This is a genomic window from Jannaschia seosinensis (genome assembly GCF_001408515.1).
Classification (GTDB): domain Bacteria; phylum Pseudomonadota; class Alphaproteobacteria; order Rhodobacterales; family Rhodobacteraceae; genus Jannaschia; species Jannaschia seosinensis.
The window spans coordinates 1-15,000 of sequence record NZ_CYPR01000094.1 but is presented as its reverse complement, the minus strand read 5'-3'; the positions used below and the strand labels follow the sequence as shown (position 1 = coordinate 15,000).

Here is a 15,000-nt window from a genome sequence, read left to right as displayed (position 1 = left end):
CGAACGCCTACAAGCAGTCGGAGGCTCCTTGAGAGCTGACGGCGTACCTTTTGTATAATGGGTCATCGACTTGGTCTCACGAGCAAGCTTAAGCCGTTAGGTGTAGGCGCAGCGAAAGCGAGTCTTAATAGGGCGATTTAGTTCGTGGGATCAGACCCGAAACCGAGTGATCTAGGCATGACCAGGATGAAGGTTGGGTAACACCAACTGGAGGTCCGAACCCACACCTGTTGAAAAAGGTCGGGATGAGTTGTGCCTAGGGGTGAAAGGCCAATCAAACTCGGAGATAGCTGGTTCTCCGCGAAATCTATTTAGGTAGAGCGTCATCCGAATACCCCGGGGGGTAGAGCACTGGATGGGTAATGGGGCCCCACAGGCTTACTGATCCTAACCAAACTCCGAATACCCGGGAGTACTAGATGGCAGACACACGGCGAATGCTAACGTCCGTCGTGAAGAGGGAAACAACCCTGACCTCCAGCTAAGGCCCCTAATTCATGGCTAAGTGGGAAAGCAGGTGGGACGACCAAAACAACCAGGAGGTTGGCTTAGAAGCAGCCATCCTTTAAAGATAGCGTAACAGCTCACTGGTCTAAACAAGTTGTCCTGCGGCGAAGATGTAACGGGGCTCAAGCCATGAGCCGAAGCTGAGGATGCACATAGTGCATGGTAGCGGAGCGTAGTGTGACATAACTCTTTGCCTCTTCGGCACCCTCGGGTGTCTTGGAGGCGCGGAGTTTTCGATGAAGCCGGGGCGTGAGCCATCCGGTGGAGAGATCACTAGCGAGAATGATGACATGAGTAGCGACAAACAGGGTGAGAGACCCTGTCGCCGAAAGTCCAAGGGTTCCTGCTTAAAGCTAATCTGAGCAGGGTGAGCCGACCCCTAAGGCGAGGCCGAAAGGCGTAGTCGATGGGAACCAGGTTAATATTCCTGGGCCAGAGAGAAGTGACGGATTGCGAAGGTTGTTCATCCTTATCGGATTGAATGGGCAGCTTAGCAGTCCCTGGAAATAGCCTCTCATTAGATCGTACCCTAAACCGACACAGGTGGACTGGTAGAGAATACCAAGGCGCTTGAGAGAACGATGTTGAAGGAACTCGGCAAAATACCTCCGTAAGTTCGCGAGAAGGAGGCCCAGTTTCTAGGCAACTAGTGGCTGGGGGCACAAACCAGGGGGTGGCGACTGTTTACTAAAAACACAGGGCTCTGCGAAGTCGCAAGACGACGTATAGGGTCTGACGCCTGCCCGGTGCCTGAAGGTTAAAAGGAGGGGTGCAAGCTCCGAATTGAAGCCCAGGTAAACGGCGGCCGTAACTATAACGGTCCTAAGGTAGCGAAATTCCTTGTCGGGTAAGTTCCGACCTGCACGAATGGCGTAACGACTTCCCCGCTGTCTCCAACATCGACTCAGCGAAATTGAATTACCTGTCAAGATGCAGGTTACCCGCGGTTAGACGGAAAGACCCCGTGCACCTTTACTACAGCTTCAGACTGGTATCAGGCCAAGCATGTGCAGGATAGGTGGTAGGCTTTGAAGCAGGGACGCCAGTCCCTGTGGAGCCATCCTTGAGATACCACCCTTGCTTCGCTTGATATCTAACCGCGGTCCGTCATCCGGATCCGGGACCCTCTGTGGCGGGTAGTTTGACTGGGGCGGTCGCCTCCTAAAGAGTAACGGAGGCGCGCGAAGGTTGGCTCAGAGCGGTCGGACATCGCTCGTTGAGTGCAATGGCAGAAGCCAGCCTGACTGCAAGACTGACAAGTCGAGCAGAGTCGAAAGACGGCCATAGTGATCCGGTGGTCCCAAGTGGGAGGGCCATCGCTCAACGGATAAAAGGTACGCCGGGGATAACAGGCTGATGATGCCCAAGAGTCCATATCGACGGCATCGTTTGGCACCTCGATGTCGGCTCATCTCATCCTGGGGCTGGAGCAGGTCCCAAGGGTACGGCTGTTCGCCGTTTAAAGAGGTACGTGAGCTGGGTTTAGAACGTCGTGAGACAGTTCGGTCCCTATCTTCCGTGGGTGTAGGATACTTGAGAGGAGTTGCCCCTAGTACGAGAGGACCGGGGTGAACGATCCACTGGTGGACCAGTTGTCATGCCAATGGCAGTGCTGGGTAGCTATGATCGGACAGGATAACCGCTGAAGGCATCTAAGCGGGAAGCCCCCCTCAAAACAAGGTATCCCTGAGGACCGTGGTAGACCACCACGTCGATAGGCCGGAGATGTAAGCGCTGCAAAGCGTTCAGTTGACCGGTACTAATTGTCCGATAGGCTTGATTTGATCCAGTAGAAGGCTGGCTCAAAAGCATACACCACGGTGTACGCGACTTGGAAATCCGAAGAGCTTTTTCGGTTTGGTGATCATAGCGCAAGCAAAACACCCGGTCCCATCCCGAACCCGGCCGTTAAGTGCTGTAGCGCCGATGGTACTGCGTCTTAAGGCGTGGGAGAGTAGGTCATCGCCAAACCTAGAAAGCTCTTCGGATGTATCTCTCGACGATGGAAATGGCGCGGGATGGAGCAGTCCGGTAGCTCGTCAGGCTCATAACCTGAAGGTCGTAGGTTCAAATCCTACTCCCGCAACCAAATCTACACGCGTTATTAAACTTTTATGCGCCGCCCTCCGGGGCGGCGTTTGCGTTTCCAGCCACCGTGGAAGCACTGTGGAAGCAAGAGGGAACAAAGTCGTTCATATCGCTTCGTAAATCGGTGGCTGCCATGAGCGTTGCTTCCAGTGCCGCTCGATCGGGGATCATCCCATCGATACTGGCCGGGATCCCGCGACCGAAGGCGAGCCCTCGAACATCGACCGCGACAACCTCCAGCACCCCCAAGTTCGACAGTTCAGAGGCTGATCTAAGCGGATTTCAGATTGCGGATGACTGTTTTTCAATGAGTTGGCGCGGGGGTTCATGCCGCATGCGACGCTTCATGTCATCACGCGCTTTGGTAGTGCCCCGACCGGTGGTGTAAGAGGCCGCGCGCGGAGCCATTTGGCGTAGCGCAGCGCGCGGCCGGGCTGGCGGCCACCGCGCTTCTTCGTAGTCTGAGGTTGTTCAAAGACCGATGACAACGAAGGAGAGCACGATGACCGAGACCGTGATCGACCTTCCGGGCGTGATCGCCAAGAGCGATGACGCGAATTTCCTGCGGGACCTGATCCAGGATGCCGCACAGCGACTGGTGGACATCGAGGTGGCCACGGTGTGCGGTGCCGGGCATGGCGAGCGCAGCCCGGACCGCGAGAACCAGCGGAATGGCTACCGGCCGCGGCAGTGGGATACCCGGGCGGGGACCATCGGGCTGAACATCCCCAAGCTGCGCAAGGGCAGTTACTTCCCCACGTTCCTGGAGCCGCGCCGGACGGCGGAGAAGGCGCTGATGGCGGTCATACAGGAGGCCTACATCCACGGTGTTTCCACCCGCTCTGTCGATGACCTGGTTCGCGCCATGGGTCTGACGGGCACGTCGAAGAGCCAGGTGTCGCGGCGCTGCGAGGAGATCGACGAGCGGGTGCAGGCGTTCCTGAACCGGCCTCTCGAAGGCGACTGACCCTTCCTCTGGCTCGACGCCACTTATGTGAAGCTGCGTGAGGGCGGGCGGATCGTCTCCATGGCGGTGATAGTGGCCGTGGCGGTCAACACAGACGGACGTCGGGAGATCCTGGGGATCACCGTCCTGCCCTCGGAAGCCGAGACGTTCTGGGCCGACTTCCTGCGGTCTCTCACGCGCCGCGGCCTGCGGGGCGTGCAGCTGGTGATCAGCGATGCCCACGAGGGCCCGAAGGCCGCTGTCCGCAAGGTCCTGGGCGCAGGGTGGCAGCGCTGCCGCGTGCATTTCCAGCGCAATCTCCTGGCCCGCGTGGGCAAGACCAGCAAGCCGGTGGTCAGCGCCGTCGTGAAGACCGTCTTCGCCGAGAAGGACCGAGACCAGGCCCATGCCCGCTGGCGCGAGGTCGCCGACAGCCTCCGCGAGCGGTTCCGCGACGTGGCCGAGCTGATGGACGAATCCGAGCACGACGTCCTCGCCTACATGGCCTTCGACGAGAGCCTGCGCTCGAAGTTGCACAGCACGAGGCCGCTGGAGCGCGTCAACAAGGAGATCAAGCGCCGCACCAACGTGGTCGGGATCTTCCCGAACCGTGAGGCCGTCATCCGCCTCGTCGGAGCACTGATGCTGGAACAGAATGACGAGTGGGCCGTCTCCCGCCGCTATATGCCGGTGGAAAAGCTGACGGGCGTGTGCGACGATAACGGCACGGCGACGATGATCGCCGCGCAGTGAACGAGCGACACCAGCTATGGAGAAGCAGGTGGACGCCAGTTCCTACACCATCTCCCGGGACACTACCCGCGCTTTGGTCATGCATTCTATTGAAATAATTGCTTCCGGCGTGGTATCGTCGCCACAAAATGTACACCCGTATCTCCAAGACCGGAGGCCGCCAGTACCCGCAACTGGTCGAATCCTTCCGAAACGACAGCGGCAAGGTCCGCACGCGCGTCGTGGCCAACCTTGGGCGCCTGGACCAGATCACGCCGGCGCAGCTGGATCCGCTGATCAACGGGCTCAACCGGGCTGTCGGGCGGGCCGAGAACATAGTGTTCGCCACCTGACACTAGATTCCCAAGGCTGACATGCTGTGCCATATTCGGGCGCATGAGACGCTCCGACATCTGCCTTTACCTTGGCCCCGTCGACCGCGCTGAACTTGAAGCGCTGACCTCCAACCGCAACACGCCGCGCAAGCTTGTCTGGCGGGCCGAGATCGTCCTGGCCACCGCGGATGGTCACGGCACCTTCGAGATCATGCGTCGTGCGCGCACGTCGAAGCCCACGGTGTGGCGCTGGCAGCAACGGTATCTCGAGGAAGGCGTGGCAGGTCTCAAGCGCGACAAGACACGACCTTCACGTGTGCCGCCGCTGCCCATGGAAACGCGGCTGAAGGTCATCGCCAAGACGGTGCAGGAGACGCCGCCCAACGCCACGCACTGGAGCCGCGCGCTGATGGCCGAAGCCATGGGCATCTCGCCGTCCAGCGTGGGTCGCATCTAGGCCGAGGCCGGCCTCAAGCCGCATGTCACGAAGGGGTTCAAGGTCTCGAACGACCCGATGTTCGAGCAGAAGGTCACGGATCTCGTGGGGCTTTACCTCGACCCGCCGGCCCGGGCCGTGGTCCTGTGCGTCGATGAGAAGTCGCAGATCCAGTCACTGGATCGCACCCAGCCGGGGCTGCCGCTCAAGAAAGGCCGCGCGGCCACCATGACCCACGACTACAAGCGCCACGGCACGACCACGCTGTTCGCGGCACTCGACGTGAAGTCGGGCAAGGTCATCGGCGACTGCATGCCCCGCCATCGCGCCAGGGAGTTCCTGAAATTCCTCCGCAACATCGACAAGGCCGTACCGGGCAAGCGCGATGTCCATCTGGTGCTCGACAACTACGCCACCAACAAGACGCCCGAGGTGCGGGCCTGGCTGGACAAACACCCGCGCTTCAAGCTGCACTTCACCCCCACAAGCGCGTCGTGGCTGAACCTCGTGGAGCGCTTCTTCGCCGAGATCACGTCGAGGCGCATCCGACGCGGCAGCTACTCGAGCGTCGATGATCTGGAGGCTGCGATCTACGACTATCTGGCGCAACACAACGAGACGCCGAAGCCATTCAAGTGGACCAAAACCGCCGAAGACATCCTCGACCGCGAACGCCGCGCACTCGACGCGCTGGATGAAATCCGTGGAAACGGGTAGGATCTGTCAGACGCGGAACACTAGCGCATACCGCACTTCGCTCTGAACGCCGCTCCAGGCGCACCCCGCGCAGCCATCACATCAACACCGTGAACGCCCTGATCGGCCGGTTCCTCGAATTTATGCAGCCGTTCTGCGGCCTCGCCTCCAGGAACCTCGGCGCCTACGGCCGATGTCACGCCGCCCGTGACAAAGCGGTGCAAGGCCATCGGGGCGTATTCAGGCTGTTGCTTAAGTCAGGCCCACGCGCCAACACGGTTTGCTGAAGCCGCCTGACAGTTAGTTTGTGGATTGAGCATTTCAACGTTTCCCCTTTAGGAGCTCTATCGTCCCCTGCATCGCCTCAACCTCATCGGCGAAACCGGGTTGCTCAAGAAATCCCGCATCCTGCGAAATGTGTTGGATGATTGACCATGCCTGAGCGTTAAGCTCTACGTGCGCCTCTGCGCTGTCTTTTGGAAAGCAATGCGGCGGACAGGTCGTCGCTGCCATCTCCGGCAGTTTGGCTATATCGCGCAAGGTGTCGTACTTCACCCCAAGACCCTGCTCCAGCGCATCTGTATCCGCCTCATTCGCCTCGGCGCCCTGTAGCATTGCACCCAGCATCATCATGGAGCTGAGCGGACGGACGACGTTCATGACCTCCGGGGGAAGCTCTTCATCGACGCACCATGGAGGACATCCAAGCCCAATGACGATCGGAAGCTCAAAATCACTATTTGAGTCAAATGGTTGCACCTGCGCGAAGGCCGGCGTGCCTACTAGGGTCAGTAAAATCATGAAACGGGTCATTGTCAGAGGGCTCCTTTCTTTAGAGAATGACGACTAGGGCGAGAACGGTTAGCATTTGAGCGAGTTCAGCAGCGGACCGATCTCGTCTGCTAGACGCGGCGTCGGCGACAGCAGACGGTTGCGTGCTCCCGGCGCGAGGTCTTCGCACAGCTTGCGGCGGATTTCCTCGGGGTCGACGGGCGACCAAAGCTTGCCCGCGTCCTCAGGCGGCAGATCACTGCTCGCCAGCAATGCGCGCGCGATGATCCAGAGATCGCCAAGCGGTTGGTCTCTTGCGACGGGCCATTGGGACGCGAGCAGCCGCACGATCTCGGTTCTTATCGTGGAATCCGCCTCCCATTCGGCGGTAACGTCCGTGACCGACGCAGGTAGACCGAGGGTGCGCGCTGCGTCCGCGCCATACGCAGCAGCGTCACGCAACAGGTCTTTCGCCTTCTCGGGATGATCCTGCGCTCGGTCGGCGAAATCGAGCGACGCCTCGATCTGTAGCGTCGCGAGATGTGCACGCATCCACCCGCCAGGGCGTGCCTGAAGACCTCGGTCCATGCGTTCGGCCTCTGAGATCGCATCCAGCAGGGCATATCTCAGCTCTTCTTCCTTTTCTCCGAGGGCGATGCGGGCCCTCAGTTCCAGAGCTCGTTCCGCCGCCAGCGCGGTCCAGTGCAGGCGTAACTCGTTATGACCAAGCCGAGCATCGCTCAGGGTGGCCCGCCGCTGGGCGATTATCCCGCCAAGCGCGTCCCGCACCTCCTTCAAGGCGATCATGTTCTTTGGATCCGTGCTGAGAGCGGCAAGCAACCTACAGTAAAGGCCGGACACACGGTAGAAGAGAATCAGTTCGGGGAAGCGATCGGTCGCGTTCTCGATCGACCCGAAGAAGGCCTCAACCCGTTCGTCAGGCGCGCAGTCGGGACCTTTTTTCGGCCCCAGAGCGCCCAACAGGGTGGCTCGCGCCAGAGCCGCAGCTTCCAGCTCCTCCATCGGCGGACCGTCGCTGTCTTTCTGGTCCGAACCTTTAGCCCCTTTTGCGTCTTCTTTTTGAGCGGCCTCCTGCCGCTTCGTCCACGTTTTGTGCATCTGACGGGCGCGCCGCTCGAAGGCGAGGCGTATACTCTCGCGCCGATCCGGGTACTGGACGACACGGATGAGTGTGTTGAGCGCCATCAGGTCGACTAGGCGGGACAGATCCGGGTCTGTACCCTCGAAGGATAACAGATGTGGCAGCGCCGTCCGAAGGATTTCCGCTCGGTATTCATCTTCGTCGAGCGCGCCCTTCGTCTTCTGCTCCGTCTCCGGCATCCGGCGTGACGCGACTTCGGTGAAGATCGCCGCCGCCAGAAGGCCCGCCTCCGGCCAATTGGGGCGTCGATCCGTCAAACCGTGAATCCTGTCGTGGGCTCGCTTCAAGGCGTCCTCTGTCCCGAAGCGGACGGCCCTGCGATGATCGCCGACCGCAAGGACGAATTCCGCCGCGTCCTGGCCCCGGACTTCAAGGTCGGCGCTATGGGCGTAGATTGCGGCGGCGATCAGCGCGGCGGCCTCATCCGCACCTGGGGCGGTGATCCGAACGGCAAAGGACCGTTCATCTACGGTTCCGGCGACGTCGACCGAAAGCCGATCCCCATCACCGGACGATACCACGCCGCTAATGATCTCGTCGCGACGGCGGATACGCGGCAGCCGAGCGGCGAAATTGAAGCCGATCGGGCCCGTCGATATCTCTGCCGTCTGGATAAGGGGTGGCTCTTCCGTTCTCACCGTGGCGAGCAGGTCTTCGGTGATCCGTGCCAGCAGCCTGGGCGTTGCGGGCTCGCGCCATTGTCGCCAAGGCTCAAGCGGTGGAGAGAGGAGCGCGTATATGTCCCGCATATGCGCCTCGACCGCAGCTGCCATGAGCCCCGCGTCATCTGCGACGTCCGCACTCGATGGCACAAAGGTATTCAGAACGATCCGTGCGGGCGCTGACCGGAAGGTGATCCAGCGATCGACAAGATAGGATGCTGCGGCCACCGCGAATGCCAGGGCAGCGATCCCCAGAACGACGTCGTTCCCCGCCCCCGTGCGTCTGAACGCAAGCACCGTCAGCCACAGCAGTACGGTCCCTGCCGCGATGGCGAGCGCGATCAGTGCAAGGTATCGAAAGAAATCCATTCGCTCCGCAGCCCCATCTCCCAGTGATCTACATCACAACCACTCCGATACGTACGACAACCTTTGACCCGTGAACCCTTCCGCCAGCCCCCATCAAGAGCCAGACCAAGAGTGCCGACAAAAGCCGCTCGCGACGGCTAATGCCGCGCGCGTTAGGGCACTTCAGGCATGCTGTCGCGAGTGGCGTTAAGAAATGCGCGCACGTCCAGAATGCCGCTGCCAAAGCCCGTGTGGAACCCGCCGATCGATCGCGCGTGGCGTCTTAGCGCGCCCAGAATTTCTGCCGTGCTGGGCTGTGGCAGACCGGCGGCCGCCCGGCGAGAGAACGCGAGCGCCACGGCACCCGTGACATGTGGCGCGGCCATCGAGGTGCCGTTCTTCGCGATCTGCTCGTCGCCCGATACGCCTTGCGCCCGCGCCGAGTACACGCCGATTCCCGGCGCGCAGACATCCGGCTTGTCACGCCCGTCCCGCGTCGGTCCGTGCGACGAGAAAGGGGCCAGCAGCAGCCCGTCCTCGGCGCCGCACGCACCGACCGAGATGACGAAATCTGCGGTGCCGGGCACCGACAGCGTGCCCTCGCGCATCGGATGGTCGAAGCGTACGGGATTTGCGCGGCGGGTTTCGGTCCACATGTCGAGTCGGCGGTCACGGGACCGGATGTCCTCGGCGCGTAGGCGCAGCCGCCAGCGGCCGCCCTGGATCGGCTGGCTGTCCGCGTCGATCGCGATTACGAGCTGTGCGTCGCCATTGTGTGGATGCGTCGGGATCAGGTCGAGCCGGACGACGTTTCCGCACAGCACGGCCCGCACCAACGGCGTGTCCTCCGAGCAGATGTCGGTCGCGTTCCCCTGCGGGTCGATCACGCGGAAGCTCACGCGGTCGGTGCCATGGTGCCAGACCTCGAAGTAGTCGCGCCGTCGCGACAGGTCGATGACGCGGGTCCAGCTGACATCCTGCCAGCCGCCGCAGAGCTTTGCCTGCGTATGCAGCGCGTCCTCGGCTGAGTTGCCAGCCGACTTGATCACGGCGAAGCCCTCGGCGTAGCCGTCATTGACCACCTGCTCAAATGCGCGTTCAAGCGGGGTGCGGCCATCGTGCGGGCCCGCCATCATGCCAAGGCTGACATTGACGGCCATCGGGCGGGGGGCTGGCAGGACTGGGGTGCCGCCCGCCGCCGCGCGCTTTAGAAAGTAGATCGCGTCGACATGGGTCTTGGAATAGCCAAGGCTGGGCGGATCCTGCGGCGTACTGGGCGAAAGCCGCGGGATCACCACGACAATGGCCGCATCAGGGGCCAGCCCGTCGGCCAGACCTCCCACCGCGCGCCCGGCCGCGATACCGGCGACATGGGTGCCGTGGCCGCGCGGGTCGCGCAGGCGGGGCGGGACCGCGCCGGGATCGGCCGCGATCAGGGCCTCGATCTCGTCGCGCAGCCAAAGCCGACCGTAATCGGGCCCGAAGGAACGATCGACCGTGGCGGGGGATGGGCCGTTCGCGTCGAACTGATCCCAGATCGCATGGATGCGGGTCCGGCCCGCGTCGTCAAGGAACCCCCGGTGCAGGATGTCGATGCCCGTATCCACCAGCCCAACCGCCGCATGAGCCCCACGCTCGGATATGGGTGGGCGCTGGGCGGCGCGGGCGGCCACGACCTCGCCCGATTCGTGCAGCTCCAGCGCCTCGACCTCGCGGCTGATCTCTATCGAGCTGACATGGGCGCGGTCGCGCTCGGCCATGGCGATCTGCGCCGGGCTGGCCATCGCGGTCACCACTAGGCCCTGACGGGTATCCACCACCATTCCATCGGGCGGGGTCCAGTCTTCGCTGCGCAGCAGGATCACGACGGGCTGCGGCGCATTGAGCTGCCGGTCGACCGGATCAGTCAGGTCGGCCGCATTGGGACGCAGCTGGCCGATCTCCTCGATCCCGAAGGTTTCGCCAGCGAAGAGGTCGGCGGCGTCGGGCGGGGCGCCGACGCGGGCGATGCCTTGCGCCTCGATCCGAGAAGCAGCAATCGGCGCGGTCTCGACCTGGAACACGGGGTACACGGCGTCAGCCGCTTGGCGCATCCGGTCGGCGTAGAGCGACATGCGGTGCGCGCGGATGCCCGGCAGCAGGCCTTCGGCGCCCTGGCCCGGCTCTTCGGAGCCAAAGAGGCCATCCGCCTCCATAGCGTCGGCGGCCTCGATCTGTGCCTTCAGGATCACCTCATGTTCGCGCGAGAGAGGTGGAGGGCCGTCGGTCTCGGCCGCTTCCGTGCCGTCCTCCGGCAATGTGCGCGGGCCGCCCTCGTCGAGCAAGTGCAGCTGACCGGCGTGATGCAGATGGCCGGGGATGCGGGCCACCAGGTCGCAGTCGTTCACAATGCGGTCGTAGCGGATGCCGAGCCGCGCGTTGATGCTCTGGCGGGCCTCCGTTGAGAAGCCTCGCGGCTGGCCGAAGGTGGTGACCCCCGTGACGCCGCGGTCGACATGATCCACCGCGGCGAGGGTGGCAAGGGCGCCGCCCAGACTATGCCCGGTGAACCAGAGCCGCTTGCCACCGTCCGCCCCCGCCGAGTCAAGCGCTTTATTCACGGTCGTGCGGACCACGTCGTAAGAGTCGAGGAAGCCGCGATGCACGCCGCCATCCACGAACTCGGTCTCGCGCGTCCGAACCCTCAAATTGTCCCACCAGTCGCTGATCTGATCGGTGCCGCGAAAAGATACTAGGACGACCTCGTCGGCGGTCGCGACGAACCCTTGCGAGCGACCGATGGAGAAGATCGTCAACTGCCCCCGCCACAGCGTCTGGAGCGCGCGCTGAACGCCGCGCGCGTCGGTGTAGGCAAGTTGCGCCATCGAGGCGAGGGCGTAGCCGACGCTATAGGAAAATCCGTCGGAGTTCAGCCATTTCGGATCGAAGCGCATCAGACACCGGGTCCTTGCAGCGTTTCCGGGTCAAGCGTGCCGGGATGTGGGTCCTCCACTTCGAGAGTGTCATCGTCGATCGCCTCTGTGCCGCCATCGACGAAATTGCGGATCGCTGTAAGCTCTTCGGCAGTCAGAAGCACGTCTGGCGGATCAAAGGACTCTGTCGGGTCGTGCAGAATGGCGTCGAAATGGCCCTGCGCTGCGGCGACGAATGCGTCGAACTCCGTCAACAGCAGTTTCGGACAGGGCTTGTTCGTCCAGTGTTTGTGGGTGACGACCTGCGCTCCAAGGATACCCAAGTCATGCATCAGCGCCGCAACGAGCCGTGCGGCGCGGTCGTTCGCGGCGTTTTGATCGATGCCCGCATGCATGCAGATCTCAATGCCGATTGAGCGGCGATTGCCGGACTTGGCGTGGAAGCCGACCTCGTTGACGGGTAGGTGTTTGACCACCCGCATGTCGTCGACCGTGTAATGCCAGGAGACCGGGTGCTTCCTGTCGTTGATCTTATAAAAGCCGGTCTGCGTGACGAAGCGCGCATGGGCCAAAGCATCGGCCCCTGCCGAGGTGTTCGAGGTATTGTGGATCGTAATATGACTCGGCGACATGGACCGCCCAGAGCGGTTGTGTCGACCTGCGGCGATCATGTCGGTGGAGAGGTTTAAAGATTGGCCCAGAGTCAGTCTGTCCATTTAAAATATCCTTTGCTCAAAGATGATCTGCGGGAACAAAGAATCTAAATTAACCTTATAATTGCATTCAGATGCCGCTACGTCAACTGTAGACTTCTGGAACTAGTATACCTTCGGGGAGAAGCGATGAACGCAAGCTCTGTCCCGCAGAGTGCGAGTTCGGGTCCGTCTCGATCTCGCGGCCGCAGCTAATGGCCGGTTCAGCGGGCTGCGCTGCGGCACCGAGAGCCCCCGTGAAATTCCGCATAGGGGCCGGTCACGTCCAGCAGGCCGCCAACGGTTCGCACATTTGGACCGCCCGCTCCCTGCACGTCGCTGTCGATGTTTTGCGTTCGCCGCCGATTCACGCCGTCCCGAGCGCGGGCGCCCTGAGAAGATCGGCCACCTGTCGAAAGGCCGCGAGGTCCGCGCTGGCGCAGGAGGGCAGGTCGTCGTCTAGCGAGTCCGCGCGCACCTGTTCAAGGAGCAGGTCCTCGACTCGGTGAAGGTCGGCGTCAATTCCCACGGGAGGGAATATCCCGCGGATCTCGGAGAGGAACTTCGGCAACTGCTGAGCAAACTCCGGGCGAGTCGCTGCGGCAGTCGTGAATCTCAGCAGCTTTTCGCCAACAAGGTAGTCGAAGGCGGCGGTGTGGCCGAAGCGGTGCAGGATGTCGATCGTCGCAGCGCATTGGTCCTGCCAGATCTCTTGCGGGGCGTGCATCTCGGTCCTCCGGTTGGATTTCATTGCCCGCCGAGTTTGCCTCGTGAGGGGTTTCGGTCAATATTCGGCTGCACCGCATCGTGCATCAGCCTGTCCCGATGCCAGCGTCGATAACTCCGCCTGTCCCGGGCAGCCATTCTCGCAACTTCGACCAGCGCCTTCGCCCTGAGACGTTCTTGACCGCGATGGCCACCGCCTTGCGCTGGCCGACAATCACCACGAGGCGCTTGCCTCGGATGATGCCGGTATAAAGCAGGTTGCGCTGCAGCATGGCGTAGTGCTGGGTCAGAACCGGGATGACGACAGCCGGGTATTCCGATCCTTGGCTTTTGTGGATCGTTGTGGCGTAGGCCAGCACCAGGATATCGAGTTCCCCGAACAGGTAGCTGGCGCTCCGGCCGTCGAAGCTGGCGGTCAATTCGCCCTCGGTCAGATCGACGCCTTCGACTTAGCCGATATCGCCGTTGTAGACCTCCTTGTCGTAGTCATTCTCGATCTGCATGACCTTGTCGCCCGGCGCGAAGGTCGAGCCGAAGCGCTCCACCTTGTTTTCCCCCACGGGGTTCAGGGCGGCTTGAAGTTCGATGTTGAGCGAACGGGCGCCAACGCCGCCCCGGTTCATCGGACAGAGAACCTGGATGTCCCTGATCAGGTCGAAGCCGAAGCGGCGCGGGATGCGCCTGGAGACCAGTTCGACGATCCGCGGCACCGCCTGTTCGGGGTCAGCGGCTGGCACGAAGTAGAAATCCGTCTCGCCATCCGGCGGGGTGAGGTCCGGCACGCGGCCCGCGTTGATTGCGTGCGCCGTCGTGATGATCCTGCTCTGCGCGGCTTTTCGCGGCCAGGATGCGCAGGATCGAGTTCACGATCGTGGTCTTGCCGACACCGGGGCCGCCGGTGACCACCATGATCTTCGACTTAACCCGGATAATTCACGAGAAGGCGGCGGAGGTGGCGTAACCGTCTGAAACTCTGTATTTTTTGGTTATCGGCGCCAAAGATTCAGATTTCAGCAGGACGACCTCCGCCATGACCCAGTCTACGTGCTCCACGCCCCGCCTGTCACCCCTTAACGGTAAGCCGGTCCTGCTCGGGTTTGACGGCGCCGACATGAGCTCCGACGCCGGCCTGACCCTGCTGCGCGAGATCGAGCGCAGGGCGGGTCTGGCGCAGCGGCTCGCAGATTGCCTGCACGATCCGCGTGACCCGGCGAAAGTTCAGCATAGCCTGTGCGACATCATTCGGTTCCGGATCATGATGATCGCGGCGGGATATGAAGACGGCAACGACGCAACGGCCCTGCGGAACGATCCCAGCTTCAGGATCGCGCTGGAGCGTGGCCCGGAAACAGGGCCGGCCTTGTGTTCGCAGCCAACGATCTCTCGCATGGAAAACCTGCCCGACACCCGCGCCCTTATCCGCATGGGCCGCGAGATGGTCCGGTTCTACTGCCACTCGTTTGCGCGCCCCCCAAGCCGGATCGTGCTCGACATCGACGATACCTTTGACGCGGTGCATGGCCACCAGCAGCTGCGCCTGTTCAATGCGTTCTACGACGAGTTCGGCTTCCAGCCGATCGTCGTCTTCGACGGCGAAGGCCAGCTCGTCGGGACACTGCTGCGCCCGGCCCGCCGCCCCAATGGGGCCGAGAGCGCGGCCCACATCCGCCGGTTGATCCGGCAGATTGCCAGGCATTGGCCCGAGACAGAAATCCTGCTGCGAGCCGACAGCCACTACTGCACCCCGCAGGTTCTGGACCTGTGTGACAGGCTCGGGCTGCGCTATGTCTTTGGTTTGTCAAAGAACGGCCGTCTGGCGCGGAACATCTCGGCATTGGAGGCATCGACAGCGGCGCGCTACGCCCGAACGCCGGGCCAGAAGCTGCGCCGGTTCAAAACCTTCTCCTACGCAGCCCGCTCGTGGTCGAAACCCCGCCGCGTCATCGCCCGCGTCGAGGTTGGCCCCATGGGACAGGACACCCGCTAC

The 15,000-nt window shown here is 62.2% G+C and carries 10 protein-coding genes, 1 tRNA gene, 2 rRNA genes and 3 pseudogenes (1 of these 16 only partly in view); 8 read left to right on the top strand and 8 right to left on the bottom strand.

The window, feature by feature from the left end:
- The 6 genes and pseudogenes from JSE7799_RS07475 to JSE7799_RS07450 form a co-directional block, all read left to right on the top strand.
- Positions 1-2,291, top strand: a 23S ribosomal RNA gene (locus tag JSE7799_RS07475); it begins 535 nt to the left of the window's first position.
- A 72-nt stretch (positions 2,292-2,363) separates the two neighbouring features.
- Positions 2,364-2,478 (top strand): 5S ribosomal RNA (gene rrf / locus JSE7799_RS07470).
- 41 nt (positions 2,479-2,519) lie between these two features.
- A tRNA-Met gene (locus tag JSE7799_RS07465) sits at positions 2,520-2,596 on the top strand.
- A 501-nt stretch (positions 2,597-3,097) separates the two neighbouring features.
- A pseudogene (locus JSE7799_RS07460) lies at positions 3,098-4,294 on the top strand (IS256 family transposase).
- A gap of 128 nt (positions 4,295-4,422) precedes the next feature.
- Positions 4,423-4,608 (top strand): annotated as a pseudogene (locus tag JSE7799_RS07455) (IS1634 family transposase N-terminal domain-related protein); the annotation flags it as partial.
- A gap of 61 nt (positions 4,609-4,669) precedes the next feature.
- Positions 4,670-5,761, top strand: a pseudogene (locus tag JSE7799_RS07450) (IS630 family transposase).
- 300 nt (positions 5,762-6,061) lie between these two features.
- Here the strand turns inward: JSE7799_RS07450 and JSE7799_RS07445 are convergent.
- Both JSE7799_RS07445 and JSE7799_RS20420 read right to left on the bottom strand, forming a co-directional pair.
- Positions 6,062-6,553: a hypothetical protein gene (locus tag JSE7799_RS07445; protein WP_055663044.1), complete on the bottom strand. Its 492-nt coding sequence runs from the start codon at positions 6,551-6,553 to the stop codon at positions 6,062-6,064.
- A gap of 48 nt (positions 6,554-6,601) precedes the next feature.
- Positions 6,602-7,960, bottom strand: a complete 1,359-nt coding sequence (locus JSE7799_RS20420; protein ID WP_222101722.1) for a hypothetical protein — start codon at positions 7,958-7,960, stop codon at positions 6,602-6,604.
- 33 nt (positions 7,961-7,993) lie between these two features.
- Between JSE7799_RS20420 and JSE7799_RS20415 the strand changes: the two genes are divergently transcribed.
- The gene (locus tag JSE7799_RS20415) at positions 7,994-8,518 is read left to right on the top strand and encodes a hypothetical protein (protein ID WP_144431608.1); all 525 of its coding nucleotides are present in this window, start codon (positions 7,994-7,996) and stop codon (positions 8,516-8,518) included.
- Between the two features lie 338 nt (positions 8,519-8,856).
- Here the strand turns inward: JSE7799_RS20415 and JSE7799_RS07435 are convergent, their stop codons facing one another.
- The 6 genes from JSE7799_RS07435 to JSE7799_RS21650 all read right to left on the bottom strand — a co-directional run bounded on the left by JSE7799_RS07435 (position 8,857) and on the right by JSE7799_RS21650 (position 13,919).
- Positions 8,857-11,616 carry a S8 family serine peptidase gene (locus JSE7799_RS07435; RefSeq protein WP_055663042.1) on the bottom strand — a complete coding sequence of 920 codons (2,760 nt, stop codon included), beginning with the start codon at positions 11,614-11,616 and terminating at the stop codon, positions 8,857-8,859.
- Entirely contained in the window at positions 11,616-12,311 is a 696-nt protein-coding gene (locus JSE7799_RS07430; RefSeq protein WP_055663041.1) for a peptidoglycan recognition protein family protein, read from the bottom strand. Before JSE7799_RS07430 ends, JSE7799_RS07435 begins: the two co-directional genes overlap by 1 nt.
- Positions 12,312-12,654: 343 nt before the next feature.
- Complete coding sequence (locus JSE7799_RS07425) at positions 12,655-13,038, bottom strand: hypothetical protein (protein ID WP_222101721.1); 384 nt, start codon at positions 13,036-13,038, stop codon at positions 12,655-12,657.
- A 61-nt stretch (positions 13,039-13,099) separates the two neighbouring features.
- Positions 13,100-13,432 carry an ATP-binding domain-containing protein gene (locus JSE7799_RS21660; protein ID WP_245624829.1) on the bottom strand — a complete coding sequence of 111 codons (333 nt, stop codon included), beginning with the start codon at positions 13,430-13,432 and terminating at the stop codon, positions 13,100-13,102.
- Between the two features lie 30 nt (positions 13,433-13,462).
- Positions 13,463-13,795, bottom strand: a complete 333-nt coding sequence (locus JSE7799_RS21655; protein WP_245624828.1) for a hypothetical protein — start codon at positions 13,793-13,795, stop codon at positions 13,463-13,465.
- The gene (locus JSE7799_RS21650; RefSeq protein WP_245624830.1) at positions 13,737-13,919 is read right to left on the bottom strand and encodes a hypothetical protein; all 183 of its coding nucleotides are present in this window, start codon (positions 13,917-13,919) and stop codon (positions 13,737-13,739) included. Before JSE7799_RS21650 ends, JSE7799_RS21655 begins: the two co-directional genes overlap by 59 nt.
- Positions 13,920-14,043: 124 nt before the next feature.
- Here JSE7799_RS21650 and JSE7799_RS07415 point away from each other — a divergent pair.
- Positions 14,044-15,000 (top strand): IS1380 family transposase (locus tag JSE7799_RS07415; RefSeq protein WP_055663046.1); only part of this gene is annotated, 957 nt, incomplete at its 3' end.